Origin of the sequence: Kluyvera chengduensis, assembly GCF_044197065.1 — a bacterium.
Classification (GTDB): domain Bacteria; phylum Pseudomonadota; class Gammaproteobacteria; order Enterobacterales; family Enterobacteriaceae; genus Kluyvera; species Kluyvera ascorbata_C.
The window spans coordinates 804,233-823,550 of sequence record NZ_JBIQOI010000002.1 but is presented as its reverse complement, the minus strand read 5'-3'; the positions used below and the strand labels follow the sequence as shown (position 1 = coordinate 823,550).

Below are 19,318 nucleotides of genomic sequence, written 5' to 3'. Positions count from 1 at the left end.
GGCCAAGCGAAGCGCCGCCGGGACTGGCACCATCAAGCAAACGGCGCTTCACCCTTCAACGCCTTATCAATCATCTCCAGCACGCCTTCTTCATTGTTGTGCGGCGCATGATAGCCCGCCACGGCTTTCACCGCGTCGTTGGCGTTTGCCATCGCAAAACCGAAGCCTGCCTGCTTCACCATCTCAATATCATTGCCGCTGTCGCCAAAGGCCACGACTTCATCGTCGTTAACGCCCCAGCGCGCCTGCAATAATCGCAGACCGTTGGCTTTATGGACGCCTGGAATAATCAGGTCGATACTGCCGTGGCCGGTGGTCACAGCGGTCAACATATGGCCAAGTTTTTCATCGAGGAGCGCCTGCATCTGCGGCACTTTCTCATCCGGGATATTGAGCGCAAACTTCAGAATGGTGTCATCGAGGTTATCGAAATTGTCGACTAGCTCCAGGCGGTGATAATAGCGCACGGCAATATCGTGGAAGCTTTGGTCGTAGTTTTTCAGGGTGTAGGCGCTCTTTTTACCGCAGACGATAATTTCGACTTCCGGGAGCGTGTGCAGGAAGGCGGCGATTTTATCAACGTGGTCGCGTGGCATGGCACAGTTATACACGTCTTCACCAGCGTCCTGAACCCAGCCGCCGTTCTCGGCGACGAAGGCGATTTCATTGACGATGTCCGGGAAGAACGAGGCCAACTGGTAATACTGGTTGCCGCTGGCTACGACAAAGCGGATGTTTTGCGCTTTCATCTGCTGGTACTGCTGACGAAAGCGCTCGCGGTTATACGATTTTTTATCGTCCAGGAACGTGCCATCCATGTCGACGGCGATAAGTTTTACGCTCATCAATGACTCTCCATTACAACACGGGGCTCAGGTTTTGCCACCGCTTTCGCCACCAGAGCGGCAATAAGAACCAGCGCCAGTACGGCCAGCATTGCGCTGCGCAGGCCGTAGTGTTCGCCGAGGAAACCGAGCAGCGGTGGGCCAACCAGGAAGGCCAGATACCCGGTGGTGGCAACAACGCTCACGCGGGTAGGGGCATCCGGGCCGGTGTCGCTGGCGGCGGAAATGGTCAACGGGAAGCCGAGCGATGCGCCAAGTCCCCACAGAATAACCGACACGCCGGCAACCCAGGCGCTGTCGACGAAGATAATCAGGGCAATGCCCAGCGCGCCCATTAATGCACTGGCGCGAACGACGGTAACACGGCTGTAGCGGTCGATAAACCAGCCGCCGGTAAATCGCCCGACCGTCATGCCCAGCGTGAAGCCGGCGTAGATGAGCGAGCCGGAGGTTGGGCTAAAGCCGTGGCCGTCGACCATCAGCAGCGGCAGCCAGTCGTTGGCGGAGCCTTCGGCAAAGGCCATTGCCAGCACCACGACGCCAATCAGCATCAGCTGCATATCGCGCCAGAACGGCACCCCTTTTTCCTGATGGTGCGCGTCTTCCGCCGCGTTTTTGCCGGTGCCTTCAGGAATGGCTTTAATGGCGATAGCGATAGGCGCAATGCCTATCAACGCCGCCACGAAAATGTGCCACATCGCCGGTAAACCAAACGCGGTGACCGCCATACCGACGCCCGCGCCCACTAACGTCCCGAAGCTGTAAAAACCATGCATCATCGGCAGCACGGTTTTTTTCATCTCGCGCTCAACCGCCGCGCCTTCGACGTTGATAGCCACTTCAGCGGAACCGAAGCTGGCACCAAAAATCGCCAGACCGACGGCAAAGATCCACGCAGAGCTGAAGTGCAGCGCCAGGCTTAAAATCAACATGCCAAAGACCGCGCATGACATGGTGGTGCGGATGACCTTACGGGTCCCGAATCGTTTCACCAGAAACGCGGAACAAAGAATGCCGCTCATCGAGCCTATCGACAGGCCAAACAGGACGATGCCCATTTCAGCCGTTGAGACCGATAAAATATCGCGGATTGCCGGTGTGCGCGTGGCCCACGAGGCCATCAGTAAACCGGGTAAAAAGAAGAACATAAAGAGCGCCCACATGCGTAGCTGCAGGGCTTTACGGGAGGTTAACGTTGTCATCCATTCGCGTCGGGTCGGAAAGTGTGCAGACAACACTAACAAGGTTGTGTACATTTGTACATAACCAGAAAGAGGAGAATTATGGCTCGCCGACCGAATGACCCGCAGCGCCGGGAGCGCATCCTTGATGCGACCCTCGAGACCATCGCGACGCACGGGATCAGCGCGGTAACCCACCGCAAAATAGCCAGCTGTGCCGACGTACCGCTCGGCTCGATGACCTACTATTTCGAGGGAATCGAAGCCCTGTTGGGCGAAGCGTTCAGTACCTTTACCGAACGAATGTCGCTGGAGTACACCGCCTTTTTTGAGGGGGTTGTAACGACAAGCGACGCCTGCGACTCGGTGGCGGAGCTTATCTTCAGCAGCCAGGTGACCACCCCGAAAAACATGACGCTGATGTACCAGCTCTATGCGCTGGCGAGCAGCTCTCCGGCCATGAAAGCGGTGATGCAACGCTGGATGCAGCGCAGCCAGCAGACGCTGGAGCAGTGGTTCGACCCGGTGACCGCCCGTGCGCTGGATGCTTTTATTGAAGGGATGACGCTGCATTTTGTCACTGACCGCCAGCCGCTAGACCGCCAGGCCATCCGAAAAATGGTAGGGCGGATCGCCGGGGAGAGCGCCTGAAAAGCGTGTACGCTTAGCGAGAATACCAAACGGAGATCTCGTGATGACAACCCTGCTTTTCGGCGGCTGCCTGTGCGGCCACATCACCTTTACCGCCGCTAATCCCGGCGCTTCCCACAGCTGTTCATGCGATTTATGCCAGAAGCATACCGGCGCCCAGTCGGTTATTTGGCTGGAGTTTGCTGCGGACGATGTGCAATGGACGGGAGAGGGCGGAAGGCCTGCGACCTGGCGCTCTTCCGAGGCATCCAGCCGCGCCTTCTGCCCGCGCTGCGGCAGCTCGCTGGGCGCGATTGACGATGGCCCGGTTATCGCGCTGCTGAGCGGCGTATTTGATCAGAACCAGGAGGCGCAATTTGCTCCGATCTCCCACTCGTTTGAAGATATGAAACCGCAGTGGTGGCGGGTGTTGTTTGCGGATGCATGAAGACTGGAGATAAGAGTAGTGGGTTCATTTCTAATGAGGATATGAAATTCAGGCAACAAAAAACCCATCAACCTTGAACCAAAGATGGCGGGGTTGATGGGCTCCACAAAATGGGGACATCAAAGAAAAGCAGTGGCACTAATTAAGACTCGCACCCTGATAAAAAGTTCTGCGTTGCGCAAAAATATTTTTCTTTTCTTTGTTTCCCCTTGGCCTGGGCTAGCCGCCTAGCCCAGGCCAGATGATGATAATCAGCGTACCGGCGAGGGTAAGCAGCACGTTGGCGATGGCGTAGGTGCCCGCATAGCCCAGCGCTGGAATGTTGCTGCGCGCGGTGTCGCTGATGATTTCCATTGCCGGGGCACAGGTGCGTGCGCCCATGATGGCGCCGAACAGCAGCGCGCGGTTCATGCGCAGCACGTAGGCGCCGAACAGGAAGCAAATCACTACCGGGATCAGGCTGACCAACAGACCGGCGACCAGCATTTGACCGCCGACCACGCCGAGACTCTTACCGATGCCGCCGCCCGCGCTTAATCCCACGCCTGCCATAAAGACCATCAGGCCGAACTCTTTCACCATATTCAGCGCACCCTGTGGGATATAGCCGAAGGTTGGGTGGTTGGCACGCAGGAAGCCGAGCATGATACCGGCAAACAGCAGACCGGCGGCGTTACCGATGCCGAAGTTAAAGTTGCTGAACTGGAAGGTGATCATGCCGATCATCAGGCCGACGATAAAGAAGGCGCAGAAGGCCAGCAGGTCAGTAACCTGGCTGTGAATGGAAACGAAGCCGATACGATCGGCAACGGTTTTCACGCGACGAGCGTCGCCGCTCACCTGTAGCACATCGCCTTTGTTCAGTACGATGTTGTCATCGATTGGCATTTCAATCTGGCTGCGGATAACGCGGTTAAGGAAGCAGCCGTGGTCGGTCAGCTTCAGCTGCGCCAGACGGCGTCCGACGGCATTGTGGTTTTTGACCACGATCTCTTCGGTGACGATGCGCATGTCCAGCAGGTCGCGGTCGAACACCTCTTTGCCGTTACGGAAGCTTGGGTCGAGGCGTGCGTGCGCGTCCGGGTAGCCGACCAGCGAAATTTCATCGCCCATCTGCAGCACAGCGTCGCCGTCAGGGTTGGCGAGAATACCGTTGCGGCGGATACGCTCGATATAGCAGCCGGTCTGGCGGTAGATGCCAAGCTCGCGCAGGTTTTTACCGTCTGCCCATGCCACTAATTCAGGGCCTACGCGATAGGCACGGATAACCGGTAGATACACTTTACGATTGGTATCGGTATCCAGACCACGCTCGCGAGCGATTTGCTGGGCGCTGGTCTGCAGATCCTGATGCTGAAATTTTGGCAGGTAGCGGGCGGCGACAATCAGGCTGACGAGACCAATCAGATAGGTAAGCGCATAGCCGAGGCTTAAGTGATCCTGCGCTTGCGCCAGCAGGCTGGCTTCCATACCGGAGTGGCGAAGCGTATCGCCCGCGCCGACCAGCACCGGGGTGGAGGTCATTGAGCCGGCGAGTAAACCAGCCGTCAGGCCGATGTCCCAGCCAAATAGCTTACCGAGGCCTAGGGCAATTAGCAGTGCGCTACCGACCATCACCAGGCCGAGCATTAGATAATTCTTACCGTCGCGGAAGAAAATAGAAAAAAAGTTCGGCCCGGCTTCTACACCTACGCAGAAAATAAATAGCATAAATCCGAGATTCAGCGCATCGGTGTTAATACTGAAGTGTTGCTGTCCTAATAGGAGAGAAACCACTAAAACGCCAATGGAATTACCGAGTTGGATGGGGCCAAGGCGTAATTTGCCAAGACAAAGCCCCAGCGCTAATACCACGAATAATAACAGGATGTAATTCCCGTTTAACAAATCTGCGACGTTTATATTCACGGAGTCTAACTTATCGTTTACCAGTAACGTGTTGAAAGGAATGGTTATTTGGTCTACTGTTTACCACGGGCTAGGGTATGCGTTTTGCTATCCGGAACCCGAAGAATAACCAGAAAATAGCGGTCAGTAGTTTAATCGTTCCTGATAGCTACGGCTAGCAACAATCGCTTTTAATACACATTACATATGATCAATCAGTCTGCATCGCGACGGTCAGAGAGTGAATCATCGGGCGCACGATATTTTTGCCCGGGAGAACGCTCCAAAAGTACTGATAGATAAAATGTAGCGAAGTTTTGGCAGGGAAGGCCAACAACTTTATCTGACTGGGTGTCCGTAAGGGCGAAGTCTGGGGTTTGATAGAGATATTTTCAGGAGATGCGTGTGAAATCTGAACGCGGTTGGGCAGGGGTTATTTGCTGCTTCTTACTCTTTATAGTGGTCTTTTTTTCACTGATTCTGAACGTGAAAGGTGCGTTTCGCGCTAACGGAAGCCCTGAGCTGGGGCTGCTGTTTTTTATTATTCCGGGCGTAGTCTCAAGCTTTCTTTCGTCGCGTCGTCGTGTGTTGCGTCCGCTGGTTGGCGCTATTCTCGCCGCGCCGCTCTGTCTTGTCCTGATGCGGCTTTTTTTCAGTAGCGATCGTTCGTTCTGGCAGGAGCTGGCATGGCTGTTTAGCGCGGTGTTCTGGTGTGCGCTCGGCGCGCTGTGCTATCTGTTTATCAGTTCACTGCTGCACGATAAACGTCGGATAAACAAACGCCCGCTATAAGTGCGGGCGTTGATGATGTTATCAGGCAAACAGTCCAAGATTCTCTTTTGCCCAGGCTTCAAAGTCTGTGCACCCGCCAATGTGTTTCTGATCGACGAAAATCTGTGGAACGGTTTCAACCGGCTTGCCGACGGTTTTTTCCAGGTCGGCTTTGGTGATGCCTTCCGCGTGGATATCGACGTAACGGTAGTTGAAATCATCACGCTCCTGGGTCAGCTTTTCCGCCAGCTCTTTTGCACGAACGCAGTAAGGGCAGCCTGGACGACCAAAAATTACGGTAAACATAGTGTCTCTCCTCAAACGAGCGGAATAATCAACGTGCCTGTCGGCGAATGGGGCTTATCATGCCGCGTGAAGCGCGGAGGGGAAAGAAGGTTCTACCTGTTGTTCTGATTCATTCTGGCTATGTTTGGATAAATATTTTTCAGCGGCTTGCCGTTATACTCGTCGTAAATAAGTAATCAAAATGCGCTAAGGATTCACAGGAGAAGAAGCATGCGTTCGCTTGGAGCACTACCCAAAAGCGTTTTAATTCTGGAGGCCATTGGCATGGTTGTACTGGCGGCGGCGTGGCTATCGCTCAATCAGTACATCACGCTGCCCGCGCCGTTTGCCAGCCAACTGGCGGCGGTGGTGATGATCTTTATTGGAATTGCGCTGATGCTGCCTGCGGCTGGCGTGCTCTTTTGGGGTATAGCCCGTGCCGTTGCGCCACAGCTGATGAATCCTGGCCTGCCGCGAGATAAGGAAAAAAAAGATGACTCCGACCATTGAGGTTCTGCTTAACCATCGCTCCATTCGCCAGTTTACCGGCGAGCCGATAAATGACGAACAGCGCAGCGCGATTATCGCTAGCGCCCAGGCAACCTCTAGCTCCAGCTTTTTACAGTGCAGTTCGATTATCCGCATCACTGATAGCGACATGCGCAAACAGCTGGTGGCGCTGACAGGCGGGCAGGAGCACGTAGCTCAAGCCGCTGAGTTCTGGGTATTTTGCGCTGATTTTAACCGCCATCTACAGATTTGCCCTGAGGCACAGCTGGGCCTGGCGGAGCAGTTGCTGCTTGGCGTGGTGGATACCGCGCTGATGGCGCAAAACGCGCTGACCGCCGCGGAATCGCTGGGATTAGGCGGCGTCTATATTGGCGGCCTGCGTAATAATATTGCGCAGGTGACGGAACTGCTTAAGCTGCCAAAGCATGTACTGCCGCTGTTTGGTCTGTGCCTTGGCTGGCCTGCCAGCCATCCGGATCTCAAGCCGCGCCTGCCGGCCGCGCTGGTGGTGCATGAAAATCACTATCAGCCGATGGACGCTGCGGTGCTGGCGCAGTACGACGAAGAACTTGCGCAGTACTATTTATCGCGCAGTACCAACGCGCGGCGGGATACCTGGAGCGACCATATTCGCCGTACGCTTATCAAAGAGAGTCGCCCGTTTATTCTTGATTACCTGCACCAGCAGGGGTTTGCTACGCGCTGATTTATGCCCGATGACGCTTCGCTTATCGGGCCTACGGCATGGCGCTGCAAATGCCTGAATCTGTGTCAGGGCTCAATCCTCCGTGGAGGCGAAAACGGTATGATACGCCGGTTAATTTAGCGGCTTTTTTGGAGAGTTAAAGGGTGAAGATCGCCATATTGTCCCGGGATGGAACGCTCTTTTCGTGTAAGCGTCTGCGCGAAGCCGCCCAGCGTCGCGGCCATATTGTTGAAGTGCTGGACCCGCTGTCTTGCTATATGAACGTCGACCCGGCCGCATCGTCGATTCACTACAAAGGTCGACAATTGCCGCACTACGACGCGGTGATCCCGCGGATTGGCTCGGCGATTACCTACTATGGGATGGCGACCCTGCGCCAGTTCGAGATGCTGGGTAGCTATCCGCTCAACGAATCGGTGGCGATTACCCGTGCTCGCGACAAGCTGCGTTCGCTGCAGCTACTGGCCCGTCAGGGTATCGACCTGCCGGTGACCGGCATTGCCCATTCACCGGATGATACCAGCGACCTTATCGACATGGTCGGCGGCGCGCCGCTGGTGGTCAAACTGGTAGAAGGCACCCAAGGAATTGGCGTGGTGCTGGCCGAAACGCGGCAGGCGGCGGAAAGCGTAATTGATGCGTTTCGTGGACTGAACGCGCATATCCTGGTGCAGGAATATATCGAAGAGGCTAAAGGGTGCGATATTCGCTGCCTGGTGGTCGGTAATGAAGTGGTTGCGTCAATTGAGCGTCGGGCGAAATCAGGCGATTTTCGCTCTAACCTGCACCGTGGCGGCGTGGCGACAGTCGCTACCATCACCCCGGCTGAACGAGCGATAGCCATTAAGGCGGCGCAAACGCTCGGCCTGGATGTCGCGGGGGTGGATATTCTGCGCGCCAACCGCGGCCCGCTGGTGATGGAGGTCAATGCATCGCCGGGGCTGGAAGGGGTGGAGACCACCACCGGTATCGATATCGCCGGTAAAATGATCGAGTGGATCGAGCGTCAGGCGCATCCGGGATTTTGTCTGAAAATCGGTGGATAGCGCGCTTTCATGGTATGTGACACCTTTTTTGCGTAAGCTATGCGCTACTCTCGTACTGATACCGGGCTGCTGCCCGGTCATTTGTTTGTCTGGAATGTTTTACTTTACCGCATGAGGTCATAGGCAATATGGATTCTCTCGTCGTCCCGAGTCTGGATACGTTACGTCAGTGGCTCGACGAAATGGGCATGAGCTTTTTTGAGTGCGACACCTGTCAGGCGCTGCACCTGCCGCATATGCAAAATTTTGAAGGCGTCTTCGATGCCAAAATTGATCTCATCGATAACGTCGTGCTTTTCTCGGCGCTGGCTGAGGTCAAGCCATCCGCGCTGCTGGCGCTGGGGGCCGATCTCTCCGCCATTAACGCCAGTTCGCTGACGGTGAAGGCGTTTCTCGATATGCAGGATGATAATCTGCCAAAGCTGGTAGTTTGCCAGTCTTTATCCGTCGGCGCCGGGGTGACTTTCGAACAGTTCGCTGCTTTCGCGACGCAGAGCGAAGAGCAGGTATCGATGGTGATCCTCGAGGCAAACGCGCATCAGCTGCTTTATAAGCCGGAAGACGAAGAGCAGCCGCCGGAAGATATTCAATACCATTTTCTTCACTAATCATCCCCGTGAATTAACGCAGTCACTGCCATAGTGGCTGCGTATTACCTGCTTTTATTCTGTCTTTAACCTATTTTTAAAGATTCATTCACTACCTGATTGCCCCTTTTGGCTTATCAGATAGAGTGATCTTGCATAAAAAATTGATAAAAGGCGTTTTTTACACTGACCTATAGCCTCCGGTGCGGGCTACAGTTATTCTTGCGACATATCGATGCCCCCTATTTATTGCTGACAATTTCCCTTGTTGGCGAGGTTCTTGCATTGATAAAGCGAGCAATGACTGCAGGGGAGCCGGGTCTCTTCTCTTTCATGCAGTACGAAAAAATATGCATGATTTCTGCATACTCTAAATTGCGTATATTTCGTCCGTTTGTTAACGGTCGACGAGAAGGATAAGAGATATGGCCGCCTTAAATAAAAAATGGTTAACAGGTCTGGTGACGGGTGCGCTGATGGCCGCCTCGGCAAGCGTGCTCGCTGCAGAACAAAAAACGCTGCATGTCTATAACTGGTCTGACTATATCGCGCCGGACACCGTAGCGAATTTTGAGAAAGAGACCGGAATTAAAGTCGTTTACGACGTGTTTGATTCCAACGAAGTGCTGGAAGGCAAACTGATGGCGGGCAGCACCGGTTTTGACCTGGTGGTGCCGTCGGCAAGCTTCCTGGAACGTCAGCTCACCGCAGGTGTGTTCCAGCCGCTCGATAAGAGCAAGCTGCCAAACTGGCAAAATCTCGATCCGGATGTGTTGAAGCTGGTAGCTAAACACGACCCGGACAACAAATACGCGATGCCTTATCTGTGGGCGACGACCGGTATCGGCTACAACGTCGACAAAGTCAAAGCCGTGCTGGGCAAAGATGTTCCGCTGAACAGCTGGGATCTGGTGATGAAGCCGGAAAACCTGGAGAAACTGAAAAGCTGCGGCGTCTCTTTCCTCGATGCACCGGAAGAAATCTTCGCCACTGTGCTTAACTACTTAGGCAAAGATCCGAACAGCACCAAGGCTGATGACTACACCGGCCCGGCGACCGATCTGCTGCTGAAACTGCGTCCTAACATTCGCTACTTCCACTCTTCTCAGTACATTAACGACCTGGCAAACGGTGATATCTGCGTGGCTATCGGCTGGGCGGGTGACGTGTGGCAGGCGGCGAATCGCGCGAAAGAAGCGAAAAATGGGGTGAATGTTTCTTACTTCATTCCAAAAGAGGGCGCTCTGGCGTTCTTTGATGTCTTCGCAATGCCAGCCGATGCGAAGAATAAAGATGAAGCCTACCAGTTCCTTAACTACCTGATGCGTCCGGATGTGATTGCCCATATCAGCGACCACGTGTTCTATGCGAACGGCAACAAAGCATCAACGCCGTTGGTGAGCGCCGAGATTCGTGACAACCCGGCAATTTATCCGCCAGCGGATGTCTTCTCCAAGCTGTTTACGCTGAAGGTCCAGGATCCAAAAATCGACCGCGTAAGAACGCGTGCGTGGACCAAAGTAAAAAGCGGGAAATAATTCATTCACCTATTACGTGATGAATATGCACCGGGGCAGTGCATCTGCCCCAATCTGGACACCGGCTCTACGGTCGGTGTCCAGAGGTTGATATGACAACCGGGTCATATCGATATTTGTATTTTGCCGGAGAGCACCAGATTGAACGACGCTATTTCCCGCCCACAGGCGAAACCCCGCAAAGCGCTCACCCCGCTGCTGGAAATCCGTAACCTGACCAAATCTTTTGACGGTCAGCACGCCGTAGACGACGTTAACCTCACCATTTATAAAGGCGAAATTTTTGCGCTGCTGGGCGCTTCTGGCTGCGGTAAATCAACCCTGCTGCGAATGCTGGCGGGCTTTGAGCAGCCTACCGCCGGGCAGATTATGCTGGACGGCGTCGACCTGGCGCACGTGCCGCCTTATCTGCGCCCGATTAACATGATGTTCCAGTCCTATGCGCTTTTCCCGCATATGACGGTGGAGCAGAATATTGCTTTCGGCCTCAAGCAGGACAAACTACCGAAAGCGGAAATTACCGCCCGCGTGGCCGAAATGCTGGCGCTGGTGCATATGCAGGAATTTGCCAAACGCAAACCGCACCAGCTTTCCGGCGGACAGCGTCAGCGCGTGGCGCTGGCGCGCAGCCTGGCGAAACGGCCTAAGCTGCTGCTGCTGGATGAGCCGATGGGTGCGCTGGACAAAAAGCTGCGCGATCGTATGCAGTTGGAAGTGGTCGATATTCTGGAACGCGTCGGCGTGACCTGTGTGATGGTGACTCATGACCAGGAAGAGGCGATGACCATGGCCGGACGTATCGCCATTATGAACCGCGGTAAGTTCGTGCAGATTGGCGAGCCGGAAGAGATTTACGAGCACCCGACCACGCGCTACAGCGCCGAGTTTATCGGCTCGGTCAACGTCTTCGAGGGGCTGTTGAAGTCGCGCGAGGACGATGGTCTGGTGATTGACTCACCTGGGCTGGTTCACCCGCTGAAAGTGGACCCGGATGCCTCGGTTGTCGACAACGTGCCGGTGTACGTTGCGCTGCGGCCAGAAAAAATCATGCTCTGCGAAGAGCCGCCTGCGGATGGTTATAACTTTGCCGTCGGTGAAGTGGTGCATATTGCCTATCTGGGCGATCTCTCCATTTACCACGTGCGGCTCAAGAGCGGGCAGATGATCAGCGCCCAGTTGCAGAATGCCCATCGCTACCAGAAAGGATTACCGACCTGGGGCGACGAGGTGCGTTTGTGCTGGGATGCCGATAGCTGCGTGGTGTTAACGGTTTAAGGAGGGGGCTATGAGTACGTTTGAACCACCGGCCCGTCCGCGCAAACCGGGCGGCTTCGTGCTGTGGCTGGCGCGCATCAATATGAAACACGGGCGCAAGCTGGTTATCGCCATGCCGTACGTGTGGCTGATATTGCTGTTCTTGTTGCCATTCCTGATTGTTTTCAAAATCAGCCTGGCAGAGATGGCGCGCGCGATCCCGCCGTATACCGATCTGATGGAGTGGGCCGACGGTCAGCTCACCCTTGCGCTGAACTTCGGTAACTTCCTGCAGCTCACCGACGATCCGCTCTACTTTGAGGCCTATCTGCAATCATTGCAGGTGGCAGGGATCTCAACTCTCTGCTGTTTGTTCCTCGGCTACCCGTTGGCGTGGGCGGTGGCGCACAGTAAACCATCAACGCGCAATATTCTACTGCTGTTGGTGATCCTGCCGTCGTGGACCTCGTTCTTAATCCGCGTTTATGCGTGGATGGGGATCCTGAAAAATAACGGCATTCTGAATAACTTCCTGATGTGGTTAGGCGTTATCGATCAGCCGCTGACGATTCTGCACACCAACCTGGCGGTCTATATCGGCATTGTGTACGCCTATCTGCCGTTTATGGTGCTGCCTATCTATACCGCGCTGACCCGCATCGACTATTCGCTGGTGGAAGCCTCGCTGGATCTGGGCGCTCGTCCGCTGAAAACCTTCTTCAGCGTAATTGTGCCGCTCACCAAAGGTGGGATTATTGCCGGGTCGATGCTGGTGTTTATCCCGGCGGTCGGGGAGTTTGTGATTCCAGAACTGTTAGGCGGCCCGGACAGCATTATGATTGGCCGCGTGCTGTGGCAGGAGTTCTTTAACAACCGCGACTGGCCGGTCGCCTCGGCAGTGGCGATTGTGATGCTGCTGCTGCTGATCGTGCCGATCATGTGGTTCCATAAACATCAGCAAAAACAGATAGGAGACCACGGATGAATAACCTGCCTGTCGTAAGATCGCCGTGGCGCATTCTGATCCTGGTGATTGGCTTTACCTTCCTTTATGCGCCGATGCTGATGCTGGTGATCTATTCGTTTAACAGTTCGAAACTGGTCACCGTCTGGGCGGGCTGGTCGACGCGCTGGTACGGCGAGCTGTTCCGTGACGATGCAATGATGAGCGCCGTGGGGCTGAGCCTGACGATTGCGGCCTGTGCGGCAACCATGGCGGCCATTCTCGGTACCATTGCTGCCGTGGTGATGGTGCGCTTTGGCCGTTTCCGCGGGTCCACCGGCTTTGCCTTTATGATAACGGCGCCGCTGGTTATGCCAGATGTCATCACCGGGCTGTCGCTGCTGCTGCTGTTCGTCGCGCTGGGTCACGCTATAGGCTGGCCTGCCGACCGCGGCATGTTGACCATCTGGCTGGCGCACGTCACCTTCTGTACGGCGTACGTGGCGGTGGTTATCTCCTCGCGCCTGCGTGAACTTGACCGTTCGATTGAAGAGGCGGCGATGGATCTTGGCGCGACGCCGCTGAAGGTCTTTTTCATCATTACGCTGCCGATGATCATGCCCGCTGTGATCTCCGGCTGGCTGCTGGCCTTCACGCTGTCGCTCGACGATCTGGTGATCGCCAGCTTTGTTTCTGGCCCGGGTGCGACAACGCTGCCGATGCTGGTCTTCTCCAGCGTGCGTATGGGGGTGAATCCAGAGATTAACGCCCTGGCAACGCTCATCCTCGGCGTGGTCGGAATTGTCGGATTTATCGCCTGGTATCTGATGGCGCGCGCAGAAAAACAGCGAGTGCGTGATATCCAGCGTGCAAGACGCGGATAATCCTCTTAAAATCGATACGGATATGCAGTCGATGCCGCGAACGTTCGCGGCATCGTTTTCATGGAAGGCAATACATTGGATCTGTTTACTCGAAGCCGTTCGCATGCTCGCCTGAATGTCCCTGCTTTGGTGCAGGTGGCGGCGCTCGCCATTATTTTAATCCGCTGTCTCGACCTGATTATGATAATCAACCTGCTCGGGCTGCATGGCATTGGCGAGTTTATTCACCGCAGCGTACAAACCTGGACGCTAACGCTGGTTTTTCTCAGTAGTCTGGTGCTGGTGTTTGTTGAGATAGGCTGCGCGTTTTCGCTAGTAAAAGGGCGTAACTGGGCGCGCTGGGTCTATCTGTTGACGCAGGTGATTGCCGCCAGCTATCTGTGGGCGGCCTCGCTTGGCTATGGTTATCCTGAGCTGTTCAGCATTGCGGGCGAATCAAAGCGGGAGATCTTCCGCTCGCTGGTGATGCAAAAAATGCCGGACCTGCTGGTTTTATGCCTGCTTTTTGTGCCCGCAACCTCCCGCCGATTTTTCCGCTATCAATAACGGTGATACAATCCACGCCCCCGATTTTCTCAAGGTCTTTCTATGCAGTGCGCACTTTATGATGCCCATCGTTGCCGTTCCTGTCAGTGGATTGAGCAGCCGATAGCCGAGCAGTTGGCGGTCAAAATGGCCGATCTCCAGAGTTTGCTGGCGGATTTTTCCGTTAACGGCTGGTGCGCACCGGTATCCGGCCCGGAACAGGGTTTTCGTAATAAAGCCAAAATGGTGGTCAGCGGTAGCGTAGAACGCCCGCTGCTCGGCATGCTGCACCGCGACGGTACGCCGGAAGACTTGACCGACTGCCCGCTTTACCCCGATTCGTTTGCCCCGGTCTTTGCCGCGCTGAAGCCGTTTATCGCCCGTGCGGGTTTAACGCCTTATAACGTGGCGCGTAAGCGCGGTGAGCTTAAATATCTGCTGCTCACCGAAAGCCAGCTGGACGGCGGCATGATGCTGCGTTTCGTCCTGCGCTCAGAAGCCAAGCTGGAGCAGCTTCGCGCGGCGCTGCCGCGGCTACAGGCGCAGCTGCCGCAGTTGAAGGTGATTACCGCCAATATTCAGCCGGTACATATGGCGATCATGGAAGGCGAGCAGGAAATCTTCTTTACCGAACAGCAGGCGCTGGCGGAAAGCTTTAACGATGTACCGTTGTGGATCCGCCCGCAGAGCTTCTTCCAGACCAACCCAACGGTGGCGAGCGCGCTGTACGCCACCGCGCGCGACTGGGTGAGGGCGCTGCCGGTTAATCATATGTGGGATCTGTTTTGCGGTGTAGGCGGTTTTGGTCTGCACTGTGCAACGCCGGAAATGACGCTGACCGGCATTGAGATTGCGCCGGAAGCTATCGCCTGTGCCAAACAGTCGGCGGCGGCGCTGGGCCTGGAGAAACTTCATTTTCAGGCGCTGGACTCGACCCAGTTTGCTACCGCCCAGGCGGATGTCCCTCAACTGGTGCTGGTCAACCCGCCGCGACGCGGTATTGGTAAGGCGCTGTGTGACTATTTAAGCGAGATGTCACCGGAATTTATTATCTATTCCAGCTGTAATGCGCAGACGATGGCGAAGGATTTTGCCCATCTGTCAGGGTATCGCGTGGAGAAGGTGAAGCTGTTTGATATGTTCCCGCATACGGCGCATTACGAGGTGTTGACGCTGTTGGTGCGGAGATAGTCCCGGCGGCGCTTCGCTTGGCCGGGCTACAGAAAGACAAAACCCGGCATTAGCCGGGTTATTTATTGGTAGCCTGGGCGAGCGTTAGCGACCCCGGGAACGGCTGATTACTCAGCAAACCACTTATCGTTAATCTTCTGATAGGTACCGTCAGCTTTAATCGCTTTCAGCGCGCCGTTCAGTTTTTCCAGCAGCGCTTTGTTGTCAGGACGTACCGCAATCCCCAGACCAATGCCGAAATACTGCGGGTCGGTCACTTTCTCAGTAGCTGCACCCAGCTGTGGGTTGGTTTTCAGCCATTCGTTAACCACCGCGGTATCACCAAACACGCCATCGATACGGCCATTTTTCAGGTCGATAATCGCGTTCTGGTAGCTGTCATAGGCTACGGTTTTCACTTCCGGGTGCTTATCCATCAGGTATTTCTGGTGGGTGGTGCCGTTTTCCATCCCGATACGTTTGCCTTTCAGGTCGTCAAAGGTTTTGAACTCGCCTTTTTTAGCAATCACCAGCGCCGAGTTAGCATAATAGGCATCGGTAAAGGCAACCTGTTTGCTACGCTCCGGGGTGATGTCCATGCCGGAGATGACCGCGTCGTATTTCTTAAACTTCAGCGCCGGGATCAGGCTATCGAACGCATGGTTGGTGAATGTACATTCAGCCTGCATCTGCTTACAGAGCGCGTTAGCGAGATCGATATCAAAGCCGACAATCTGGTTGCTGGCATCCATGGATTCAAACGGCGGGTAGGTGGCGGAAACGCCAAAGCTGATTTTATCTGCGGCCTGGGCGCCTACGGCGACGGTGGCAAGTAAGGCGGCCAATACTAATTTTTTCATGGATGAGCTCCTGTCTGTCTCGCTTATTGGGTGCTGCCCTGCGTGTGGCATGGAGCTACAATGCCACTATGTGAATTTATATGCAATATATTTGATTAAATATTTTATTAGTGGCAAAAAAAAACGGACAGGCCAATGGCTTATCCGTTTTCACGAACGCAGTTTATGCAGAAACTAGTCGCGGTGCTCGAAGGCCAACGCTTTGCGCTCGATTAAACGCATCATCAGCGTCAGCAGGCCGTTAACGACCAGATAAACCAGTCCGGCAGCGCCAAAGACCATTACATCGTAGGTGCGCCCGTAGAGCAGCTGGCCGTGGCCCATCACTTCCATCAGCGTGATGGTATAGGCGAGAGACGTACTCTTAAACACCAGCACCACTTCGTTAGAGTAGGAAGAGAGCGCGCGTTTAAACGCGTAGGGCAGCAAAATTGCCAGCGTATCTTTCTTACTCATCCCCAGCGCATTACAGGACTGCCACTGACCTTCCGGAATCGCGCGAATCGCCCCGTAGAACAGTTGGGTGGTGTAGGCCGCACTGTTCAGCGACAGGGCTATCAGGGCGCACAGCCACGGCTCAGAGAGCAGGTGCCACAGCACCGGGTAGTTCTGCAGCGTCGGGAACTGGCCCGGACCGTAGTAAATGAGGAAGATCTGCACCAGCAGCGGCGTACCGGTGAACAGCGTAATGTAGCCGCGAACCAGCCACACCAGCACCGGCGTTTTCAGCGTCAGGATGATGGTGAAAATCAGCGCCAGCACCAGCGCCACCACGATGGAGGCCACGGTCAGCGTCAGGCTGGTGTGCAGCCCTTTCATCAGTTCCGGTAAATACTCGAGCATCAGCCTGGTCTCCGTTCAAAGCGAGTGGTACGCAGGTCAATGCGTTTGAGAATGTACTGGCTGAGGAGGGTTATCACCAGATAGATAGCCGCCGCCACGATATACCAGGTAAACGGCTCCTGGGTGCGGGTGGCGATACTCTTGGTTTGCAGCATCAGATCGTTCACGCTAATCAGCGAGACCAGCGCGGTATCTTTCAGCAGCACCAGCCACTGGTTGCCAAGACCCGGCAGCGCGTGACGCCACATCTGCGGCATCACCAGACGGAAGAAGATAGCGCTTTTCGACATCCCCAGCGCCTGGCCGGACTCCCACTGACCCGCTGGCACCGCTTTCAGCGCGCCGCGCAGGGTCTGCGAAGCGTAGGCGGAATAGAGCAGGGAGAGGGCAATCACGCCGCACAGGAACGGGCTGACGTCGAAGTTTTCGATCTGCATCTGCACGGGGATCTGTACGAAGCCGAGGTTGATAGTAAAACCGTCGGACAGCGTTAACAGCAGCTGAGAAGAGCCGAAGTAGATAAACAGCACCACCAGAATTTCCGGCAGGCCGCGCAGCACGGTAACCAGCGCAGAGCCGAGCCATGCGATAGGGCGCCATTTCACTGACTCCCATACCGCAAAGAACATCGCCAGCGCGAGGCCGATTATCAGTGCACAAACGGCAAGGCCGACGGTCATGCCGGCGGCGCTTGCTAAAGGAAACATTTCGTTCATCAAGTCTTACTTCTGGAACCATTTAGCGTAGATGGTTTCGTAAGTGCCATCTTTCTTCACTTTTTCCAGCGCAGCGTTGAATTTCTGCTGCAGCTCGGTGTTGCCCTGACGGACCGCAATGCCCAGACCTGTGCCGAAGTAGCCTTTATCGGTCACTTTATCGCCGACGGCGGCCAGCTTGTCGTTGGCTTTCAGCCATTCGGTGACGACGGCGGTGTCACCAAACACCGCATCAATACGCCCGTTTTGCAGATCCAGCTTGGCGTTCTGATAGCTATCGTAAGGGACGGTAGTGATTTCTGGATGTTTATCCATGATGAATTTCTGGTGCGTGGTGCCGTTCTGCACGCCGACTTTTTTGCCTTTCAGCTGGTCAATGCCGGTGAATTTACCCTTCACGCCGACGAATAACGCGGAGTTGTCGTAGTACGGAGTGGTGAACAGCACCTGCTTTTCACGCTCAGGGGTGATATCCATACCGGCCATGACGGCGTCAATACGACGGAATTTCAGGCTTGGGATCAGGCTATCGAAAGACTGGTTGCTGAAAGTACAGGTCGCGTCGATCTCTTTACACAGGGCGTTAGCGAGATCCACATCGAAGCCGACGATCTTATTGTTGGCATCCATGGATTCAAACGGAGGGTAAGAAGCTTCGGTCGCGAAACGGATAGTTTGAGCGGCGGCAGCGGAGAGGCTGACGCTAGCAAGCAGCGCGGCAATCAGTACTTTTTTCATCGTCATTGTCCTGAATCTCAGTGAGAAAGATAACTTCTAAATGCATCAGTCTGTGGGCTGTTAAAGCAGCTTGCATCGCCTTGTTCGACGATATAACCGTTTTCCATGTACACCACGCGGCTGGCCGTTTTACGCGCCACTTCCACTTCGTGGGTGACGATAACCTGGGTAATGTTGGTTTCAGCCAGTTCATGAATGATGCTGACTATCTGGGCGGTGATTTCCGGGTCAAGGGCGGCGGTCGGTTCATCAAACAGCAGAACCTGCGGTTCCATCATTAGCGCACGCGCAATGGCAACGCGCTGCTGCTGGCCGCCGGAAAGGTGCAGCGGATAGCGATCGCTGAACGGCTTGAGGCGTAAACGCTCCAGCAGTTTTTCCGCACGCGCCATCGCCTGGTCTTTGCTCAAGCCCAGCACGCGGCACGGTGCTTCAATCAGGTTTTGCACCACCGTCAGGTGAGGCCAGAGATTGTACTGCTGGAAGACCATGCCGACGTTTTGACGCAGTTCGCGAATGGCTTTGTCTGACGGGGTCTTAGCAAAATCGAAGTGGTTACCCGCAATCGCCAGAGTACCGGATTTCGGCATTTCCAGCAGATTCAGCACGCGCAGGAGTGAGCTTTTACCTGCGCCGCTCGGGCCAAGCAGTACCAGCGTTTCGCCCTCAGGGCATTGCAGCGTGATGTCGAACAGCGCCTGATGCGCGCCATAAAAGCAGTTAATGCCGTCTAATTTAATGCTCATTGATACCCGTCACGAATGTGTTGTTCTCGCCCTGGAAAGGCCAGGTGCATGCTCTGCTGTCGTTGTTGGATTTCTCCGCTGAAGGTATCAGCCCATAGAGAATTATCAGCAATTGAGGCCGCAAATAGTACCTTTGACAGAATAGTTATGCAATATTTGTGCGTTAAAACTTAAATATAAACCAACTTTTCTTTTAAAGTTAGCA

Annotated in this window: 22 protein-coding genes; 13 read left to right on the top strand and 9 right to left on the bottom strand. The window is 54.9% G+C overall.

The features are described 5' to 3' along the window. Window positions 1-32: 32 nt before the first annotated feature. The gene (locus ACH1XZ_RS09520) at window positions 33-845 is read right to left on the bottom strand and encodes a Cof-type HAD-IIB family hydrolase (RefSeq protein ID WP_395595340.1); all 813 of its coding nucleotides are present in this window, start codon (window positions 843-845) and stop codon (window positions 33-35) included. Further along, entirely contained in the window at window positions 845-2,047 is a 1,203-nt protein-coding gene (locus ACH1XZ_RS09515; protein ID WP_395595339.1) for an MFS transporter, read from the bottom strand. Before ACH1XZ_RS09515 ends, ACH1XZ_RS09520 begins: the two co-directional genes overlap by 1 nt. Window positions 2,048-2,128: 81 nt before the next feature. Between ACH1XZ_RS09515 and ACH1XZ_RS09510 the strand changes: the two genes are divergently transcribed. Together ACH1XZ_RS09510 and ACH1XZ_RS09505 are read left to right on the top strand one after the other, a co-directional pair. Next, on the top strand, window positions 2,129-2,677 hold the full coding sequence (locus ACH1XZ_RS09510; RefSeq protein ID WP_395595338.1) for a TetR/AcrR family transcriptional regulator: 549 nt from the start codon (window positions 2,129-2,131) through the stop codon (window positions 2,675-2,677). Window positions 2,678-2,720: 43 nt separating this feature from the next. Continuing rightward, on the top strand, window positions 2,721-3,104 hold the full coding sequence (locus ACH1XZ_RS09505) for a GFA family protein (RefSeq protein ID WP_395595337.1): 384 nt from the start codon (window positions 2,721-2,723) through the stop codon (window positions 3,102-3,104). Between the two features lie 219 nt (window positions 3,105-3,323). Here ACH1XZ_RS09505 and ACH1XZ_RS09500 read toward each other — a convergent pair whose 3' ends face one another. Beyond that, window positions 3,324-5,012 (bottom strand): aspartate:alanine antiporter, encoded by a 1,689-nt coding sequence (locus tag ACH1XZ_RS09500; protein ID WP_395595336.1) that lies wholly within the window; start codon window positions 5,010-5,012, stop codon window positions 3,324-3,326. Between the two features lie 384 nt (window positions 5,013-5,396). On the opposite strand from ACH1XZ_RS09500, the gene ACH1XZ_RS09495 reads away from it, so the two are divergent. After that, window positions 5,397-5,783, top strand: a complete 387-nt coding sequence (locus tag ACH1XZ_RS09495) for an inner membrane protein YbjM (protein WP_395595335.1) — start codon at window positions 5,397-5,399, stop codon at window positions 5,781-5,783. A 21-nt stretch (window positions 5,784-5,804) separates the two neighbouring features. On the opposite strand, the gene ACH1XZ_RS09490 is transcribed toward ACH1XZ_RS09495, so the two are convergent. Then, window positions 5,805-6,068 (bottom strand): GrxA family glutaredoxin, encoded by a 264-nt coding sequence (locus tag ACH1XZ_RS09490; protein WP_035894505.1) that lies wholly within the window; start codon window positions 6,066-6,068, stop codon window positions 5,805-5,807. 210 nt (window positions 6,069-6,278) lie between these two features. Between ACH1XZ_RS09490 and ACH1XZ_RS09485 the strand changes: the two genes are divergently transcribed. The 10 genes from ACH1XZ_RS09485 (at window position 6,279) to rlmC (ending at window position 15,231) form a co-directional block, all read left to right on the top strand. Beyond that, window positions 6,279-6,557 carry a DUF1418 family protein gene (locus tag ACH1XZ_RS09485; protein ID WP_395595334.1) on the top strand — a complete coding sequence of 93 codons (279 nt, stop codon included), beginning with the start codon at window positions 6,279-6,281 and terminating at the stop codon, window positions 6,555-6,557. Further along, window positions 6,541-7,263: an oxygen-insensitive NADPH nitroreductase gene (nfsA, locus tag ACH1XZ_RS09480; protein ID WP_395595333.1), complete on the top strand. Its 723-nt coding sequence runs from the start codon at window positions 6,541-6,543 to the stop codon at window positions 7,261-7,263. Before ACH1XZ_RS09485 ends, nfsA begins: the two co-directional genes overlap by 17 nt. Before the next feature lie 143 nt (window positions 7,264-7,406). Next, on the top strand, window positions 7,407-8,309 hold the full coding sequence (rimK, locus tag ACH1XZ_RS09475; protein ID WP_395595332.1) for a 30S ribosomal protein S6--L-glutamate ligase: 903 nt from the start codon (window positions 7,407-7,409) through the stop codon (window positions 8,307-8,309). Between the two features lie 128 nt (window positions 8,310-8,437). After that, window positions 8,438-8,917, top strand: coding sequence for a type III secretion system chaperone family protein (locus ACH1XZ_RS09470; protein WP_395595331.1), 480 nt, complete (start codon window positions 8,438-8,440; stop codon window positions 8,915-8,917). 404 nt (window positions 8,918-9,321) lie between these two features. Then, complete coding sequence (gene potF / locus ACH1XZ_RS09465; RefSeq protein WP_395595330.1) at window positions 9,322-10,434, top strand: spermidine/putrescine ABC transporter substrate-binding protein PotF; 1,113 nt, start codon at window positions 9,322-9,324, stop codon at window positions 10,432-10,434. A gap of 141 nt (window positions 10,435-10,575) precedes the next feature. Further along, a complete protein-coding gene (gene potG / locus ACH1XZ_RS09460) occupies window positions 10,576-11,709 on the top strand; it encodes a putrescine ABC transporter ATP-binding subunit PotG (protein ID WP_395595329.1) in 1,134 nt (377 codons plus the stop codon). Window positions 11,710-11,719: 10 nt separating this feature from the next. Beyond that, a complete protein-coding gene (gene potH, locus ACH1XZ_RS09455; RefSeq protein ID WP_395595328.1) occupies window positions 11,720-12,673 on the top strand; it encodes a putrescine ABC transporter permease PotH in 954 nt (317 codons plus the stop codon). Next, window positions 12,670-13,515, top strand: coding sequence for a putrescine ABC transporter permease PotI (gene potI, locus ACH1XZ_RS09450; RefSeq protein ID WP_395595327.1), 846 nt, complete (start codon window positions 12,670-12,672; stop codon window positions 13,513-13,515). Before potH ends, potI begins: the two co-directional genes overlap by 4 nt. Before the next feature lie 60 nt (window positions 13,516-13,575). Beyond that, the gene (locus ACH1XZ_RS09445; RefSeq protein WP_395595326.1) at window positions 13,576-14,061 is read left to right on the top strand and encodes a YbjO family protein; all 486 of its coding nucleotides are present in this window, start codon (window positions 13,576-13,578) and stop codon (window positions 14,059-14,061) included. A 42-nt stretch (window positions 14,062-14,103) separates the two neighbouring features. Then, window positions 14,104-15,231 (top strand): 23S rRNA (uracil(747)-C(5))-methyltransferase RlmC, encoded by a 1,128-nt coding sequence (gene rlmC, locus ACH1XZ_RS09440; protein ID WP_395595325.1) that lies wholly within the window; start codon window positions 14,104-14,106, stop codon window positions 15,229-15,231. 107 nt (window positions 15,232-15,338) lie between these two features. Here rlmC and artJ read toward each other — a convergent pair whose 3' ends face one another. The 5 genes from artJ to artP all read right to left on the bottom strand — a co-directional run bounded on the left by artJ (window position 15,339) and on the right by artP (window position 19,113). Beyond that, window positions 15,339-16,070 (bottom strand): arginine ABC transporter substrate-binding protein ArtJ, encoded by a 732-nt coding sequence (artJ, locus tag ACH1XZ_RS09435; protein WP_333495824.1) that lies wholly within the window; start codon window positions 16,068-16,070, stop codon window positions 15,339-15,341. 174 nt (window positions 16,071-16,244) lie between these two features. Continuing rightward, window positions 16,245-16,913: an arginine ABC transporter permease ArtM gene (gene artM, locus ACH1XZ_RS09430; RefSeq protein WP_395595324.1), complete on the bottom strand. Its 669-nt coding sequence runs from the start codon at window positions 16,911-16,913 to the stop codon at window positions 16,245-16,247. Next, a complete protein-coding gene (artQ, locus tag ACH1XZ_RS09425) occupies window positions 16,913-17,629 on the bottom strand; it encodes an arginine ABC transporter permease ArtQ (RefSeq protein WP_395595323.1) in 717 nt (238 codons plus the stop codon). Before artQ ends, artM begins: the two co-directional genes overlap by 1 nt. A gap of 6 nt (window positions 17,630-17,635) precedes the next feature. After that, window positions 17,636-18,367 carry an arginine ABC transporter substrate-binding protein ArtI gene (gene artI / locus ACH1XZ_RS09420; RefSeq protein WP_395595322.1) on the bottom strand — a complete coding sequence of 244 codons (732 nt, stop codon included), beginning with the start codon at window positions 18,365-18,367 and terminating at the stop codon, window positions 17,636-17,638. A 17-nt stretch (window positions 18,368-18,384) separates the two neighbouring features. Next, complete coding sequence (artP, locus tag ACH1XZ_RS09415) at window positions 18,385-19,113, bottom strand: arginine ABC transporter ATP-binding protein ArtP (protein ID WP_035894661.1); 729 nt, start codon at window positions 19,111-19,113, stop codon at window positions 18,385-18,387. Window positions 19,114-19,318 lie beyond the last annotated feature (205 nt).

Bases quoted from the DNA above. Each gene is read 5' to 3' on its own strand.
- ACH1XZ_RS09520 (WP_395595340.1), bottom strand. From the start codon at position 845: ATGAGCGTAAAACTTATCGCCGTCGACATGGATGGCACGTTCCTGGAC.
- ACH1XZ_RS09515 (WP_395595339.1), bottom strand. From the start codon at position 2,047: ATGACAACGTTAACCTCCCGTAAAGCCCTGCAGCTACGCATGTGGGCG.
- ACH1XZ_RS09510 (WP_395595338.1), top strand. From the start codon at position 2,129: ATGGCTCGCCGACCGAATGACCCGCAGCGCCGGGAGCGCATCCTTGAT.
- ACH1XZ_RS09505 (WP_395595337.1), top strand. From the start codon at position 2,721: ATGACAACCCTGCTTTTCGGCGGCTGCCTGTGCGGCCACATCACCTTT.
- ACH1XZ_RS09490 (WP_035894505.1), bottom strand. From the start codon at position 6,068: ATGTTTACCGTAATTTTTGGTCGTCCAGGCTGCCCTTACTGCGTTCGT.
- ACH1XZ_RS09485 (WP_395595334.1), top strand. From the start codon at position 6,279: ATGCGTTCGCTTGGAGCACTACCCAAAAGCGTTTTAATTCTGGAGGCC.
- nfsA (WP_395595333.1), top strand. From the start codon at position 6,541: ATGACTCCGACCATTGAGGTTCTGCTTAACCATCGCTCCATTCGCCAG.
- ACH1XZ_RS09470 (WP_395595331.1), top strand. From the start codon at position 8,438: ATGGATTCTCTCGTCGTCCCGAGTCTGGATACGTTACGTCAGTGGCTC.
- potF (WP_395595330.1), top strand. From the start codon at position 9,322: ATGGCCGCCTTAAATAAAAAATGGTTAACAGGTCTGGTGACGGGTGCG.
- potH (WP_395595328.1), top strand. From the start codon at position 11,720: ATGAGTACGTTTGAACCACCGGCCCGTCCGCGCAAACCGGGCGGCTTC.
- potI (WP_395595327.1), top strand. From the start codon at position 12,670: ATGAATAACCTGCCTGTCGTAAGATCGCCGTGGCGCATTCTGATCCTG.
- ACH1XZ_RS09445 (WP_395595326.1), top strand. From the start codon at position 13,576: ATGGAAGGCAATACATTGGATCTGTTTACTCGAAGCCGTTCGCATGCT.
- rlmC (WP_395595325.1), top strand. From the start codon at position 14,104: ATGCAGTGCGCACTTTATGATGCCCATCGTTGCCGTTCCTGTCAGTGG.
- artJ (WP_333495824.1), bottom strand. From the start codon at position 16,070: ATGAAAAAATTAGTATTGGCCGCCTTACTTGCCACCGTCGCCGTAGGC.
- artM (WP_395595324.1), bottom strand. From the start codon at position 16,913: ATGCTCGAGTATTTACCGGAACTGATGAAAGGGCTGCACACCAGCCTG.
- artQ (WP_395595323.1), bottom strand. From the start codon at position 17,629: ATGAACGAAATGTTTCCTTTAGCAAGCGCCGCCGGCATGACCGTCGGC.
- artI (WP_395595322.1), bottom strand. From the start codon at position 18,367: ATGAAAAAAGTACTGATTGCCGCGCTGCTTGCTAGCGTCAGCCTCTCC.
- artP (WP_035894661.1), bottom strand. From the start codon at position 19,113: ATGAGCATTAAATTAGACGGCATTAACTGCTTTTATGGCGCGCATCAG.